Origin of the sequence: Aeromonas sp. s12, assembly GCF_040907925.1 — a bacterium.
GTDB lineage: Bacteria > Pseudomonadota > Gammaproteobacteria > Enterobacterales > Aeromonadaceae > Aeromonas > Aeromonas veronii.
In genome coordinates, this window is sequence record NZ_JBFOCT010000022.1 from 184638 (window position 1) to 199899 (window position 15262).

The 15262-nt window shown below is 61.2% G+C and carries 13 protein-coding genes; 6 read left to right on the plus strand and 7 right to left on the minus strand.

The window, feature by feature from the left end:
• Positions 1-43: 43 nt before the first annotated feature.
• From rbsD to AB5Y67_RS10605, 6 genes are all read left to right on the plus strand, one after another.
• On the plus strand, positions 44-463 hold the full coding sequence (gene rbsD / locus AB5Y67_RS10580; RefSeq protein WP_103252053.1) for a D-ribose pyranase: 420 nt from the start codon (positions 44-46) through the stop codon (positions 461-463).
• A gap of 36 nt (positions 464-499) precedes the next feature.
• A complete protein-coding gene (rbsA, locus tag AB5Y67_RS10585) occupies positions 500-2029 on the plus strand; it encodes a ribose ABC transporter ATP-binding protein RbsA (protein ID WP_058057685.1) in 1530 nt (509 codons plus the stop codon).
• On the plus strand, positions 2026-2994 hold the full coding sequence (gene rbsC, locus AB5Y67_RS10590; protein ID WP_219594230.1) for a ribose ABC transporter permease: 969 nt from the start codon (positions 2026-2028) through the stop codon (positions 2992-2994). The genes rbsA and rbsC overlap by 4 nt, the downstream gene beginning before the upstream one ends.
• Before the next feature lie 30 nt (positions 2995-3024).
• Positions 3025-3900, plus strand: a complete 876-nt coding sequence (gene rbsB, locus AB5Y67_RS10595) for a ribose ABC transporter substrate-binding protein RbsB (protein ID WP_005360585.1) — start codon at positions 3025-3027, stop codon at positions 3898-3900.
• 108 nt (positions 3901-4008) lie between these two features.
• Positions 4009-4941, plus strand: coding sequence for a ribokinase (gene rbsK, locus AB5Y67_RS10600; RefSeq protein ID WP_139733248.1), 933 nt, complete (start codon positions 4009-4011; stop codon positions 4939-4941).
• Entirely contained in the window at positions 4941-5945 is a 1005-nt protein-coding gene (locus tag AB5Y67_RS10605; protein ID WP_199428433.1) for a substrate-binding domain-containing protein, read from the plus strand. The genes rbsK and AB5Y67_RS10605 overlap by 1 nt, the downstream gene beginning before the upstream one ends.
• Before the next feature lie 87 nt (positions 5946-6032).
• Here the strand turns inward: AB5Y67_RS10605 and AB5Y67_RS10610 are convergent, their stop codons facing one another.
• From AB5Y67_RS10610 to ihfA, 7 genes are all read right to left on the minus strand, one after another.
• Positions 6033-7682 (minus strand): diguanylate cyclase, encoded by a 1650-nt coding sequence (locus tag AB5Y67_RS10610; protein ID WP_199428434.1) that lies wholly within the window; start codon positions 7680-7682, stop codon positions 6033-6035.
• Positions 7682-8158 carry a hypothetical protein gene (locus AB5Y67_RS10615; RefSeq protein ID WP_199428435.1) on the minus strand — a complete coding sequence of 159 codons (477 nt, stop codon included), beginning with the start codon at positions 8156-8158 and terminating at the stop codon, positions 7682-7684. The genes AB5Y67_RS10610 and AB5Y67_RS10615 overlap by 1 nt, the downstream gene beginning before the upstream one ends.
• 91 nt (positions 8159-8249) lie before the next feature.
• A complete protein-coding gene (gene cobB / locus AB5Y67_RS10620; protein WP_005351956.1) occupies positions 8250-9023 on the minus strand; it encodes a Sir2 family NAD+-dependent deacetylase in 774 nt (257 codons plus the stop codon).
• Between the two features lie 60 nt (positions 9024-9083).
• Positions 9084-9725, minus strand: coding sequence for a GNAT family N-acetyltransferase (locus AB5Y67_RS10625; RefSeq protein ID WP_101531644.1), 642 nt, complete (start codon positions 9723-9725; stop codon positions 9084-9086).
• A gap of 3 nt (positions 9726-9728) precedes the next feature.
• Positions 9729-10973: a response regulator gene (locus tag AB5Y67_RS10630; protein WP_128815039.1), complete on the minus strand. Its 1245-nt coding sequence runs from the start codon at positions 10971-10973 to the stop codon at positions 9729-9731.
• On the minus strand, positions 10960-14949 hold the full coding sequence (locus tag AB5Y67_RS10635; protein ID WP_199428437.1) for a transporter substrate-binding domain-containing protein: 3990 nt from the start codon (positions 14947-14949) through the stop codon (positions 10960-10962). The genes AB5Y67_RS10630 and AB5Y67_RS10635 overlap by 14 nt, the downstream gene beginning before the upstream one ends.
• A 15-nt stretch (positions 14950-14964) precedes the next feature.
• Positions 14965-15261 (minus strand): integration host factor subunit alpha, encoded by a 297-nt coding sequence (ihfA, locus tag AB5Y67_RS10640; RefSeq protein WP_005300715.1) that lies wholly within the window; start codon positions 15259-15261, stop codon positions 14965-14967.
• Between the last annotated feature and the right edge of the window lies 1 nt (position 15262).

Below are 15262 nucleotides of genomic sequence, written 5' to 3' on the forward strand. Positions count from 1 at the left end.
AGCGGTTCACAGATTGACGGGCCAAGGCCTGATGAGGTGCTGTATGAAACGAGGCGTACTGCTCAATGCTCCCCTGAGTGCTCTGGTGGCACAGATGGGCCACACCGACGAGATCACCGTCTGCGATGCAGGCTTGCCCATTCCGGCAGGTCCGGAGCGGATCGATCTGGCGCTGATGGCGGGGACGCCCAGTCTTGAAACCGTACTGACCGCCCTGCTCACCGATCTGGTGGTGGAGAAAGCGATCATGGCAAGCGAGATCAAGCAGATCAGCCCCGCCGCCCATCAGGCTCTGGTCGATCAGCTTGAGGCCCACGCAGCCGCTCAGGGCAAGCCCATCGCCATCGAATACTGCCTGCACGAGGAGTTCAAGACCCGCTCCCGCCAGAGCAAGGCGATCGTGCGCAGCGGCGAGGTGACTCCCTACGCCAACCTGATCCTCTGCGCCGGTGTGGCGTTCTGACATTCTTCAAAGAAGGCCTCTTCAAGGAAGCTGCAAATGAGCACAACCTCCCCCCTCTCACCCATTCTGGAGCTGACCGGGATCGTCAAGACCTTCCCCGGTGTACGTGCCCTCGACGAAGCGGGTCTGCGGGTCTATCCGGGCCAGGTGATGGCCCTGCTCGGTGAAAATGGCGCCGGCAAATCCACCCTGATGAAGGTGCTGACCGGTATCTATCAGGCCGATGCGGGCAGTGTCAGCTACCGCGGTCAGTCGGTCCACTTCAAGGGCCCCCGCGACTCTCAGGATCAGGGGATCAGCATCATCCACCAGGAGCTGAACCTGCTGCCGGAGCTCTCTATCGCCGCCAACATCTTCCTCGGGCGCGAACCCCGTACCCGTTTTGGCAGCATCGACCACAAACAGCTGCGCGAACGGGCGAGCGGGCTGCTGGCGCGACTTGGCGTCAAACACGGCCCGGATACCCGGCTCGGGGATCTCTCCATCGGCGAACAGCAGATGGTGGAGATTGCCAAGGCGCTGTCGTTCGATGCCAGCGTCATCATCATGGACGAGCCGACCGATGCGCTGACCGATACCGAGACCGAGCAGCTGTTCAAGGTTATCCGCGAGCTGCGCGAACAAGGCTGCGGCATCGTCTATATCTCCCACCGCCTCAAGGAGATCTTCGAGATCTGCGATCGGGTCACTGTGCTGCGCGATGGCAAGTGGATCGGCGAGAAGGCGGTGAGCGATCTGGATGAAGACAAGATCATCGAGATGATGGTGGGCCGCCGACTGGAAGAGCAGTATCCGCGTCTTGAGCGCGAGCTTGGCCCCGTCAGCCTGCAGGTTAAGGATCTGGCCGGTCCCGGCGTGCGCGGGGTGAGTTTCTCCCTGCGTCAGGGGGAAATTCTGGGCTTTAGCGGCCTGATGGGCTCCGGCCGTACCGAACTGATGAAGCTAATCTATGGCGCCAGCCCCATCAGCGCCGGTGAAGTGGCAGTGGACGGTCATGCTCTGGTGCCCAAAAGCCCGGCCGATGGTCTGGCCGCAGGCATCGCCTATATCTCCGAAGATCGAAAAGGAGATGGACTGGTGCTGGAGCTGTCGGTGCGCGAAAACATGAGTCTCTGCGCCCTCGACGAGTTCATCAGCAACGGCAAGATTGACGGCAAGGCCGAGCGGCAGGCGGTGAGCGACTATGTGCGCCTGTTCAACATCAAGACCCCGAGTCAGGATCAGCTGATAAAGCTGCTCTCTGGCGGCAACCAGCAGAAGGTAGCCATCGCCAAGGGGCTGCTGACCCGGCCCAAGGTGCTGATCCTCGACGAGCCGACCCGCGGCGTCGATGTGGGGGCGAAGAAGGAAATTTATCAGCTGATCAACCAGTTCAAGAAGGAGGGGATGAGCATCATTCTGGTCTCCTCCGAGATGCCGGAAGTGCTCGGCATGAGTGATCGCATCATGGTGATGCACGAAGGGCGCATCAGCGCAGAGTTCAACACCCGCGATGCCAATCAGGAGAAGCTGATGGCGGCGGCAGTCGGTAAACAGTGGCAAGCAGAGCAAGAGGCATCCCAATGACAACCCAAACCCTTTCCCGCCGTGGCGTCATGAGCAAGGCGTGGTGGATCGAGAACAAATCCCTGGTCGCGCTGCTGGTCCTGATTGGTGTGGTCTCGGTCTTAAGCCCCAACTTCTTCACCGCCGACAACCTCCTCAACATCCTGCGCCAGACCTCGGTCAACGCCATCATGGCGGTCGGTATGACGCTGGTTATCCTTACCGCCGGTATCGATCTGTCGGTCGGCTCTGTGCTTGCCCTGTGCGGCGCGCTGGCCGCCACCATGGTCGCCATGGAGTTGCCCATCTGGCTGGTGGTGCCCCTCACTCTGGGTGCCGGTGCCCTGCTGGGTGGCGTCAGCGGTCTCATCATTGCCAAGGGCAAGGTGCAGGCATTTATCGCCACTCTGGTCACCATGACCGCCCTGCGCGGTATCACCATGGTCTATACCGAGGGCCGCCCCATCTCCACCGGTTTCAGTGACGGCGCCGATCACTTTGCCTGGCTCGGTACCGGTTACCTGTTCGGTCTGCCGGTGCCCATCTGGCTGATGGCCATCGTCTTCCTGCTCGCCTGGTTCATGCTCAACCACACTCGTCTGGGTCGCTACATCTACGCGCTGGGCGGCAACGAGTCTGCTACCCGCCTCTCCGGTATCAATGTGGATCGGGTGAAGCTGGCGGTGTATGGTCTGTGCGGTGCGCTCTCGGCGCTGGCAGGGCTTATCGTTACCTCTCGCCTCTCCTCTGCCCAGCCAACCGCTGGCATGGGTTACGAGCTGGATGCCATCGCCGCCGTGGTGCTGGGGGGTACCAGCCTGATGGGCGGCAAGGGTCGCATCATGGGGACCCTGATCGGTGCCTTGATCATCGGCTTCCTGAACAACGCCCTCAACCTGCTCGACGTATCCTCCTATTACCAGATGATCGCCAAGGCCAGCGTGATCTTGCTTGCCGTGATGATCGATAACAAAAGCAATCGTTGATAAGACAAGCCACACACAAGGAATGAAATGATGAAAAAGCTCAATACCCTGCTCGCTGCCGCCATCATGTCCGTGCTGGGCACAGCCCAGGCCGCCGATCAAACCCTGGCCATGGTGGTCTCCACCCTCAACAACCCCTTCTTTGTCACCATGAAAGAGGGTGCCGAAGCCAAAGCCAAAGAGCTTGGCTACGAGCTGGTGGTACTGGACTCCCAGAATGACCCGGCCAAAGAGCTCTCCAACATGGAAGATCTCACCGTGCGCAAGGTCGGCGCCATCCTGATCAACCCCACTGACTCCGAAGCGGTGGGCAACGCCATTCGTCTGGCCAACCGCGCCAGCATTCCGGTACTGACCCTGGACCGCGGCGCTGCGCAGGGTGAGGTCAAGGCCCATATCGCCTCCGACAACGTGGCGGGCGGCAAGCTGGCCGGTGACTTTATCACCGAGAAACTGGGTACCGGTGCCAAGGTCATTCAGCTGGAAGGGATTGCCGGTACCTCCGCCGCCCGCGACCGTGGCGAAGGTTTTGCCCTGGCCGTGGCGGCCAACAAGCTGCAGGTGCTGGCTTCCCAGCCTGCCGACTTTGACCGCACCAAGGGTCTGAACGTCATGGAAAACCTGCTGGCTGCCCACCCGACCGTACAGGCGGTGTTCGCCCAGAACGACGAAATGGCGCTGGGTGCCATCCGCGCCGTGCAGGCTGCCGGTAAAGAGGTGATGATCGTTGGCTTCGACGGCACTGACGATGGCAAAGCCGCCGTAGCCAAGGGTAAACTGGCCGCCACCGTAGCCCAGCAGCCTGCCCTGATCGGTGCCATCGGCGTCGAGACTGCCGACAAGGTGCTGAAAGGTCAGCCGGTTGAGAAATCCATTCCGGTACCGCTGCAAGTGGTCAGCAAATAAATCACAAGGGGGAGGCTCGCCTCCCCTTTTCCCTCTCGTTCAGGTGCCTCCCGGCTTGAGCTCACGCCATCACAGTGTTCAAACCAAGATGCATCAGGAGTAGTAAACATGAATCGTCTCGTCGTTCTGGGCAGTGTCAATGCAGACCATGTATTGCGCGTTCCCCACTTTCCTCGCCCGGGTGAAACCCTGACCGGTCACAGCTATCAGGTCGTGCCCGGTGGCAAGGGGGCTAATCAGGCAGTCGCTGCCGCCCGCCTTGGCGCCCCCGTCTCCTTTATCGCCCGTATCGGTGATGACGCCATCGGCCACCAGATGAAGAGCGGTTTTGCCAAAGATGGCATCGACGTCAGCGCCGTCGAGCTCGATCCCAAGCTCCCGACCGGTATCGCCATCATCTATGTGAGCGATGAGGGGGAGAACAGCATCGGAATCTCAGCCGAAGCGAACGGTGCCATCACCCCTGCCGTGGTGAAAAACCACGAAGCGATGATCGCCGACGCCCACACCCTGCTGTTGCAGCTGGAAGTGCCGCTCGAGAGCGTTCATGAAGCAGCACGGCTGGCTCGTGCCCACGGCACCCGGGTGGTGCTCAACCCCGCCCCCGCTCGCCCGCTCTCAAGCGAGCTGCTGGCGCTGGTGGATCTTATCACCCCCAACCAGACCGAGGCCGAGCTGCTGACCGGCGTCAAAGTCACCGACGAAGCGAGCGCCCGCGAGGCGGCCGCCCGCTTCCACCAGATGGGCATTGCGGACGTGATGATCACCCTGGGGTCGCAGGGGGTCTATTGCAGCAACGCCCAGCAGCAACAGCTGATCCCGGGCTTTCGGGTCAAGGCGGTGGATACCACTGCCGCAGGCGATACCTTCAACGGTGCCCTGTTGGCGGCGGAACTGGCGGGTGCCGATTTCCACAGTGCGGTGCGCTTTGCCCACGGGGCGGCGGCGCTCTCCGTGACCCGATTCGGTGCCCAGAGCTCGATCCCGAGCAAGCAGGAAGTTGACGCCTTCCTGCTTGAGCAGACTGCGCAGGGGCACTGATGGCCAATATCAAGGAGGTGGCGGCGCTGGCGGGGGTCTCCACCACAACAGTATCCCATGTCATCAACGAGACCCGCTTTGTGGCCGAGGAGACCCGCGAACGGGTCTTTGCGGCCATGCGCGATCTCAACTATGCCCCGAGTCTGGTGGCCCGCAGCCTCAAGGTGAAGGAGACCAACAGTATCGGCATGCTGGTCACCACCTCCAGCAACCCCTTCTTTGCCGAGGTGGTGCGCGGGGTGGAGCGTTACTGCTTCGAGCAGGGCTACAACCTGATGCTGGGCAACACCGAGGGTCAGGCGGAAACCGCTCTCTCCTACCTCAAGATGATGCTGCGCAAGCGGGTCGATGGCCTGCTGATCATGTGTAGCGAAGGACAACAAGAGGTCTTCAACCAGCTCGACTGGCTCAAGAGCCTGCCGGTGGTGGTGATGGATTGGGGGCTGGTCAGCGAGGATGTGGATCTTATCGCCGACAACTCCTTCCACGGTGGTTATCTCGCGACCCGCCATCTGATTGAGCTGGGCCATACCGCCATCGGTTGTATCACAGGCCCCCACAGCCGCGCCCCCGCCAACCAGCGCCAAGCTGGCTTTGAGCAGGCGTTGCAGGAGGCAGGTCTCACGCTCAATCCTGACTGGATCCAGGAGGGGGACTTTGATTGCACCAGCGGCCATCAGGCGATGACCCGTCTGCTGGCATTGCCCGAGCGTCCCACCGCCCTCTTTGTCTGCAACGACATGATGGCAATGGGAGCAATCAGTGCCGCCCATCAGGCGGGGCTGGTGATCCCGCGGGATATCTCCATCGTCGGCTACGACAATGTGGCGCTGGCTGAATTTATGTCGCCGCCGCTCACCACCGTCAACCAGCCCAAAGAGGAGCTGGGGCGCCTCGCCGTCACCCGCCTGTTGGCGCGGATCAACGGCGAAGTGGTGGAGAATCACCTGATCACCGTCGACCCTGACCTGGTGATCAGACAATCCTGCGCCCCTCGCCCCTGACGTTCAGGGGCAATAAATGAAACAAGGCGACCCCGAGGTCGCCTTGTTTCATTTTGTCTCTTGCCGATGCAATACCGCTTTTTGCCCTCAGGCCAGCGACCGGGTCTCCCTAGCCGACAGCACTTGCAGTGGCACCAGCCCCAATCGTCTGGCCAGAGGCTGCAACAACTCGCCATCATCATCACCCTGCGGCAACCAGTAGCGAACGGGCCAGCCGGCTGCCAGCTGCGCCGCGGTGGTACTGCCAATCTCTCTGAGCGCCAGAGTGCAAGCCTGCTGCCGCAATCCCGCTAGCAGGGCACCATCCGGCTGTAGCGTCGGTACCAGCAACACTAGCGGCGTGCAGGAAGCCTCCGGCAAATAGGCCAGTAGATGGGTCAGCTGGGCCTGATTGTCGAGCGGGACCAGCAGTGCCCGACCATCGGCATACTGCGCCTCGTGTGTTTGCAGCACACGGGCCAACACGGGCCCCAGCACACCGCACTCCTGCAGCCAGCGCATGTGGCAAGGCACTCCCTGCTCACGCCACTCAAGCGCCAATTGCCACATCTCGTTGCCCTGTCCGTCCGTCAGCTCCTGCAATGCCACTCGCAGCGGTGCAGGCTCGCGCCCTGCCAGCCACTCTCGCAGCTGATGAAGCTGCTGCTGACTCAACTGCAACTGCTGCAGCATGGCAGGCTCAAACCAGCTGATCGCCCCCTCCTGGCTACGCTTGGCCTGGTTGAGGGCCAGGATGGCCTGATCCAGCAACCGGGCGGCATCCTGTTGCTGCGCCTTGGCGACCCCGAGTCGACAGGCCAGATCGAAGCTGCACTCCCGGGTCACGAACTCGAAATGGAGCAGATCCACCAGCTCATGAATGGCGGTTTCCAGCGCATCATCCGCCTTGGTCAGCACCACGGCAAATTCGTCACCACCGAGCCGGTAAGCGTGACTGCCATGGGCCTGTTGCAGCTTGTTGGCCACCATCTGCAACAACCGATCACCGACCTGATAACCCAGCAGATCATTGACCTGCTTGAAGCGCTTGAGATCGAGCACCACCAAAGCGCTCACCTCGCCGGCATGCAGAGCGCGAGAGAGCTGCTCCTGCAGGGCACGGCGGTTGCCAAGCTGGGTCAGAGGATCGAGCAGGGCAAGCCGACGGTTCGCCAGATTGGCGCGAATGAGGGCAGCGACCAGAGCGCCACCGGTCAGCAACAGGATCAGTTGCCAGATCTGCAGCCAGAACAGGCTGTTGCGGATCTGGCTGACCGAATGCTCCCGCTCCTGGCCGGAGAGGATCTGATCCCCTATCTGTTCGATGAGACGGGTCTGGCTGGCGATCGCCTCCTGCAAGCGGGCAAGCTCAGCCCCCTCGCGCAGCGCACCAGACTCCATCTGGGGTTCGAGCTGCTTGATCTGCTCGAACAGGGTGGCCAGCACTTTGCCGAGCCCGTGCCGCTGGCGCATCTCGGCGGTTTCACTGCTGATGAGGAAGATATCGAGCCGGTTCCACAGCAGATCGTAATCTAGGCTCAGGGTCTCCATCGACAGTCTGCCAGCCCGATAGAGCTGCAGATCGTAGAGGAAACGCTGGGATTCGAGCATCACCTGGCTGATGTTCCAGTGGACATTGCGGTAGAAAGTATCGACCAGCTGCTCCTGCCGATACTGCAGATAGAGGCTGCTGCCCGACGAGAGCAGAAACAGCAGCGACACCGCAACCAACAGCAGATTTTGGCGGGATAGCCCCATCAATCGACGATCTCGATGCGGGTCACCTGCCACACCATGCAGTTGTGAATGGCAGGCACGTCCAGCTTGGGATAGGTGGTGAACGGGATGAGCAGCCAGAGCGGCCCCTTGTTGCGCCGGGTCAGCGGTTTGCCGTCCTCCTGACGCACCAGGGTCAGCGGCACGCCGTCGAACAGGGCCAGATCCACCACCTGCTGATAGCCGTTGAGGGCCGAAACGGCGATCTTGCGGGCATCCGGGATCCCTTGCGCCGCCAGCACGGCTGACAGGGTCGGCCCGCGATAGTGGTGGGCGCCCTGAGTCCAGGGGGTAGTGGTGGTGAATTCGGTCTGTGGCAAGGCGGAGAGGGCCGCCTCATCGAGGGTCACCTGCTGGCCATCTGACAGTACCAGGGTCATCAAGGGGATGGAGGCCGATGCGCTGGCACTGGCCAGCATCAGGAGAAAAAAAGCGATCCATTGCTTTACTGCGGTCATGGTAATTTGCGCCAACTGCGTCCCATTTTTTAAATGGTTGCCAGTGTGGCGATTTCACCGAACCATTGCAACTGTCCCATCGCACAGTAGCTCAGGGACCGCGCATCTCCATCCAGTTGTGCCCCTCGACTTGCCTCGGTTGATGAATGCCGCACGCCTCCAGCAACTCATCGACATAGGCGGGCACCAGCAGGGAGGCTGGGCCATAACGTTTCTCGTCAAACTGGCTGCCCACTTCGCTCGGCTCGAGATTGAGCTCGATGGTGTGGGCCCCGTTTAGGCCCGCTTCATGGACAAACCCGGCGGCCGGATAGACTGCGCCCGAGGTGCCGATGGAGATAAAGAGATCGCACTGGGCCAGCGCACTGTAGATGCGATCCAACCCGAGCGGCATTTCGCCAAACCAGACCACATGGGGACGCATCGGCTGGGGGAACTGGCAGCAGGAGCAGAGCTCGTCCTGATGGAGATCGCCGCGCCACTCGATCACCTGACCGGACTCGGGGCAGCGGGCCTTGAGCAGCTCCCCGTGCATATGGATAAGGTTCTTGCTGCCAGCGCTCTCGTGCAGATTGTCGATGTTCTGGGTGACCAGGGTGACCGTGCCGGGCAGCAGCCGCTCGAGACGAGCCAACGCATAGTGGGCCGGATTGGGATGAACCTGGGGCTGTTGCAGCTGTTTGCGGCGGGAGTTGTAAAAGCGCAGCACCAGTTCGGGATCCCGGGCATACCCCTCGGGGGTCGCCACATCCTCGACCTTGTGCTCTTCCCACAAACCGTCGCAGGCACGAAATGTCTTGATGCCGGATTCGGCAGAGATCCCCGCGCCGGTCAGGATCACGATATGTTTATATGACTGCGCCATAAGCTGCTCCGTCTATCCCCGCACAATAAATGTGACCTTAGCACAGGGAAAAAAGTGTCACTATTCGCCCTTGGTCTTAAGCGGCGCCGCTGGCGGTGCGGGTAACCAGGCATCCAGTACCGACAGATCCAGCCTGACAAAGACCATCTCCCGCCCGGTCACCAGGGTCAGCGGCAAGCCAAGGCGCTTGAGCAGGGTCAGCATCGGCCGGTTCTGGGCCAGCACTTCCGCCGTCCACTCCCGGATCCCGTCCTCCCTGGCCAGCAGTGCCAGCGCCAGCAGAATGCGCCTCCCCGCCCCCTTGTGCTGAAAGTGATCCGCTACGATGCAAGAAAACTCCGCTCGATCGGGATGAAGGCGGCGGCGGATTGATTGCGCCTGAGCCAGCGGCTCACCGGCCAGATCGGTCAGCAACAGCGAAATCTGTTGTTCGGGATGGTAATTGAGAAATTGGGCCACCTGTTCCGGTGGCGGCGTCCGTTTCGGGCGCATAAACCGCAGATAGATGCTCTCTTCACTCAATGCATCGTAAGCGGCCAGCATGCGGGCAGGCGCCACACCATGCAGCTCGCGTAGCAGGCAAGGCACCCCGGAGACCTGCATCGCCAGTGGCAGCGCGGCCCGGGAAACCGGATGGGGCCAGCCCTCCAGCCCTTTGCCGAGGCGCTCCCGGTGCATGGGCCAGCAGAGGTAGCGCGGCATGGCTTACCAGCGCCCCGTCATACCGCGCTCTCGCCACACCTCGACGTCGAGCAGGTTGTAAGGATCATCCAGATAGACGGCGATCCCCAGCTCCCGGACCCTGGCCATAAAGCGTCCCAGCAGGGAGTCACCGGTCAAGGACTCCATCTCCGGCAAGATCCCCTGCCCCAGCAGCAAGGCTTGCAGCGGCAAACGCTCCAGCAGATCGAATGGCAGATGCTGGCTGTTATCTAGCAGCAGCGCAAGCTTGCTCCCCGCCAGACTGGCTTGCAGCACCAGCGCGAAGCGATCGGCATTGCCGAGCAGGTGGTCACGACGGTGGATCAGCAGGGTCAGTTCGGCTGGGGTACGCGACTGCTCCGTCAGCCAATCCTTGAGCGCCTCCCAGCGGCTGGGTAAACCCGTTACCGCCAGCCAGACCGGATGAGGGGTCGCGGGACTGGAGAGCAGCCCAAGCTGACCCTGCACCTCCCCCTGCCACCGGCGGATGGAACGGCGCTGGCCGCTCAAGCGCTGCTGACGCAGCGGGCCCAGATAGAGTCTACGCAGCAACCTGAGCAGCTCGTCGCAATCAAGCGGCTTGGCCAGCGCCGCCAGAATATTGAAACCGGCATCGTGTAGCAGGCGGCGGGCACCGTCGATCAGCGTCTGCTCATGGGCCGAAAGCAGCACAATGGGCAGCCCGGCCTCCTGCAACTGGGGCTGGTTCATCAGCAGACTGATGGCATCTTGCTCCACCAGACTGAGATCGCACACCAGCAGGCTGATGTCGCCCGCCGACAATGCCGCAAGACAGGCCGATTCATCCTGTACCCACTGACAGGAGAGCCCCAACCCGGCGATGGTCTGTTGCAGTTGCATCCCCTGAAACGGGTGATCCTCGAGCAGCAGCACCTTGTTAGCGGCCAGCCAGTTGCACCAATCACGATAACTGGCGGCAAGCCCCCCCAGCCAATCTTCGCCGATAGCGTAAATCCCCTCATGCTGCTGCAACTGGGGGAAGTAGTCCGCCTGCTGATGAGCGGCGGGGTCGTAAAGTGCGATGGCGCCAGCCGCAAACAACCCTTCCCACTGCCAGCAGGCATCCGGTCGGGTACGGTGCAGCGTGACATAGGAGGGCAATGTCATGGTGCTGGCCAACTCATGGGCGGTGCTGTCGAGGGCATAGAGCACAATGGGGCAAAATCCTGCCGCCTCATGCTCTTCCGAATCGAGCAACGCCAGTAATTCTTCATCAGTGATGATCATTTTGAGCCCTCTTTGAAAACTGCTGGCTGAACTCATCCAGTGCCCGGTTCAATCTGGCTTGCAGCATCGGATGGGGCGCCTGTTGCCACTCTTCAATGACCGCAACCAACGCAGTCGCCCCTACCATTCTGGCGGCCCCCTTCAACTTGTGTAAAGCAGCATTCACGCCAACTTCATCTTCTTCTGTGCTGCAGCGCTCAAGTTCGGCCAAATCATCACGGGTAGCCTTCAGATAAAGGGCGGCCAGTTCATCGGTCAGCAGCGAGGCAACCAGTGTCGGGGCGACAACATTGCTCCCCTCTTTGGCAATATGGCGCAGCAAGGTCGCCAGCTCCTTGAGGGCGACCGGCTTGTCCAGATGGCCATCGCAGCCGCAGGATTGCAGCTCCCTTGCCGCCTGATCACTGAGATCTGCGGTGATCACATAGACTGGCAGACGGGCCCAACGGGCGGATTGGCGCAATTGCCTGCACAGCTCGGCCCCGTTCATCACCGGCATCTGCAGATCGGTCAGCACAAAATCCACCTCCTGCTGCGCCAGCATCTCCAGCGCCAGCTGCCCGTTGGCGGCAGTGATAACGCTGGCACCAAGTTGCCCCAGTTGCAGGCTGATCAGCTCGCGATTGACATCGTGATCTTCAACCAGCAGTACCCGCATGCCAAGCCCTGGCTGGGTGCCGGCCACCGGTTGATCCGGGGTCAACCGTGGCTGCAGCAGAGTGATGATGGTCCCGGGCACCCAGGACTCCCCTTGCCAGGCCCAATAGTAGAGCCCCTTCTCGTCCACCTCCGCTTGCAGCGTATCAACGGCGTTGCTGACGGTGGCGATCCCCAATCGACTGAGCCAGGGCAACAGTGCTTGCGCCTCATCGTGCGGTAAAGAGAGCGCCAGCTGCCGCACATTGGGCTGCCAGTCCGGCTCCTGCTGCACCCGCTTCAGCGGCAACTCGCAATAGAAGCGGCTACCGCCACCGACACGCCCCTCGACATCGATAAGCCCCCCCATCTGCTCGACCAGCTGCTTGCAGATCGCCAGACCAAGACCGGTGCCCGGCGCCCGCAGCTGCCCTTCAACGGCAAACTGCTCGAACGGCATAAAGAGCGTGGTGCGCATCTTGGCGGTGATCCCCGGTCCCTGATCATCCACACCAAAGCGCAAGGTCGATGCGACCACCTCGGCCCACAGCACCACTTCCCCACGCAGGCTGAACTTGATGGCATTGGAGAGCAGGTTGTGGAGCACTTGCCGTACCCGATGAGGGTCGAGGGTCTGCAGGGCTGGCAGAGCCGGGTTCAACTTAAGGCGCAGTTGCAATCCCTTGGCCCGCGCCTTGGTCCAGTGCACCGCCGCCACGTGCTCACACAGCTCGGCAAAATCGGTGGGTTGCGGCGAGAGGGAGAGTTTGCTGTTTTCGTTGCGGCTAAAGTCGAGCACATCGTTGAGCAGGCCGAGCAGCTCATCCCCCGCCTGACGCACCCGCGCCAGCGCCGAATCCTGCTCTCTCGACAAAGGGGTGCTGGCCAGCCACTCCAGCAAGCCGAGCATGGCGTTCATCGGCGTGCGGATCTCGTGGCTGATGGCGGCCAAAAAGCGCCCCTTGGCCAGAACTGCCTGTTGCGCCTGCTCATGGGAGTGCTGCAATGCTTGATCCTGCTCGACCCGGGCAGTGGCATCCTGCATCACCGCATAAATTCGCCAACCCTGCGGTTGACTGCGGCCACGGCCGTAGAGCTGCAACCAGCGCAGACCCTTGGTCGGATGGTAATAGCGCATGGTGAACGCGAAGGGTTTGCCAGCCTGCAACATGGCGAACATCTCACGGCTTACCCGACGACGATCCTCGCGCTCCAGCATAATGAGCACCCGTTTGGGCTCACGACGGATCTGCTGACTCGCCAGCCCCAGCAGCTCGTAACAGCCCCGGCTGATAAACTCGATCCCCCCTACCCGTCCCCGCTCGAACATAAACTGCAGCACCACGCCGGGAACGGTATTGGTCAGGGCGCGCAGGCGGCGCTCTGCCTGACGCAGGAAACGGGCCTGCTCACGCAGCACGCTGATATCCGACAGGGCGATAAGATCTGTGGCGGGTGCTTGCTTGTCCAGCCGTAGCGGATGCTGGGCATAGGCGAAGACCTGATCCCCCAGCACCAACTCCCCTTCACTCTTCTGAGGCTGCACCGGCGGCAGCATCAACTGCTGCGAATAGCGCAGGGCCAAACGTCGCCCCTGTTTATTGGATTTGATCACCTTGCCCTGGCTATTGCGCAGATAGACGGGCACCGGCAACGCCTGAAACATGGTTTCCCGCAGCTCGCTCTCGATGGCCAGCGCCTTCTCGGCGGCGTGACGCTGGGCCACCTCCCGTGCCAGTTGCTGACGAGACCGCCAGATCCCGCCGATGACGATACCGCTGATCAGCAGTGCCATGGCGATGGAGCCAAACCAGGCGGCGTAGCTCACGCCGGGCTGCTGCACGACGAGCAAGCGGCGCCAGCGCTGGTTAAGTTCGTCAATCTGGGTGCTGGTAAGCGCCATCAGGTTGCGATCCATCACCCCGGCCAGTTCGGTCTGACTCTTGTTGATGGCAAAGCCAAGACTGAAGCGATCTTCCAGCTCCTCGATATCGAGCCCTTCCAGCAAGTTGGTACGCTGGGGATATTGCAGCTGATAAAGCTCGCTCAGCATGGCGTCAGCCTTGCCCTGTTTGATCGCTGCAAGCCCCTGCTCGATGCCGTCGGTGCGAAGCCACTCCTGATCACCGAGCAGGGCGAGCAAGGAGGGATCGTAGAGGGATTCCGGCACCAGAATACGTTGGCGCTTGAGTTGGGTAATGCGATCAGCAGCCAGCTTGCGCTTGCTGATCAAGGCAAACCGGTTGGTGGAGATCGTCCGGCTGAAAATGAACTGATCCGTCAATGCCGGGGATTCCGGCAAGCCGGCCATCATATCCGCCTCACCACGGCGCAGCTTTTCTACTGCCTCCGCCTTGCTGGCGGCAGGCACCAGCTTGTATTTCAGGCCGGTCTCCTGGGTGACCCAGCGCAGCACATCCGCGCTCCACCCTTTCGCCTCCCCCAGATCATTGACGCCGCTATAGGGCATCAACTCAGGATTGACCACCAGGCGAATGGTGCGCCCGCGGCCGGATAACCAGGCCTGCTCGGTATCGCTGAAGTGGGGCTGGTTGACATAGAGCGACCCCTGATCGAGATAACGAGCCAGATCGGTATAGATAGTACCGGCCGGCATATGACGGATCAGGGTGTCCACCAGATTGGCCAACTCCGGCTGATCACGCATCATCAAGCGATAGCTGATGATCCGATCCTCACCAAACAGGCGGCGCAGGCGCAAACCATCGGCAGGAAACTCGCGCATCAGATAGCGCAGTTGCAGATAGTCCCCCAGATAGGCATCACCCTTGCCACTCTGCAGCGCGTCGTAGACCTTCTCTCCGCTTTTTAGGGAAATAATGCGTGCCTGAGGATAGAGCTCGTGCAACAGGCGGGCAGAGTCTGCCACCGAGTAGACCAGAAAGCGGGCCTGTTTGAGATTTTCACCCTTGTAGAGGATGGCGGCATCGGTCTCCATCATCGGACGGCTTAACCGCATGCCCTCCACGGCCTTCTTGCGGGTTCCGACATAGGGAATGATGTCGCAGTCACCCTCTGCGAGCCCGTTGCGCAATGTTTGCCAATCGGGCAGCTCTTTGAGCACCAGCGGAACCGGGAACAGCTCCTGCAACCGGGCGAGACGATCCTTGAGCAGTCCCCCCTCGGCCATCAGGTATGGTGGAGGAAGCGTCGCAGGATAGCAGAGCGAAAGCTGACTCAGTGAATTTACATAAGCTTGGGTCGCCGGCGCCAACGGCAGCACTGTTGTCTGCAAAGGCTTGGCGTGCAATGGCAGTGCCAGCACGGCACCCAGAAGAAAAACGGGGAATTTGGTCATCTGAAAACAAAAGCCAGGCATCTGCCTGGCTTTTTATCACTCGTTGGGTTCAACATTTTCTACCCTGGCCTTGAGCTTCTGGCCAGGCCGGAAGGTCACCACGCGGCGGGCGCTGATAGGAATATCCTCGCCCGTCTTGGGGTTACGTCCGGGACGCTGATTCTTCTCACGAAGGTCAAAGTTACCGAAGCCTGAAATCTTGACTTGTTCACCACGCTCAAGCGCCTGTCGGATTTCTTCAAAGAAGGCTTCCACCATATCTTTGGCTTCACGCTTGCTCATCCCGAGCTGGGTGAACAGGTGCTCTGCAATGTCGGCTTTGGTAAGCGCCATA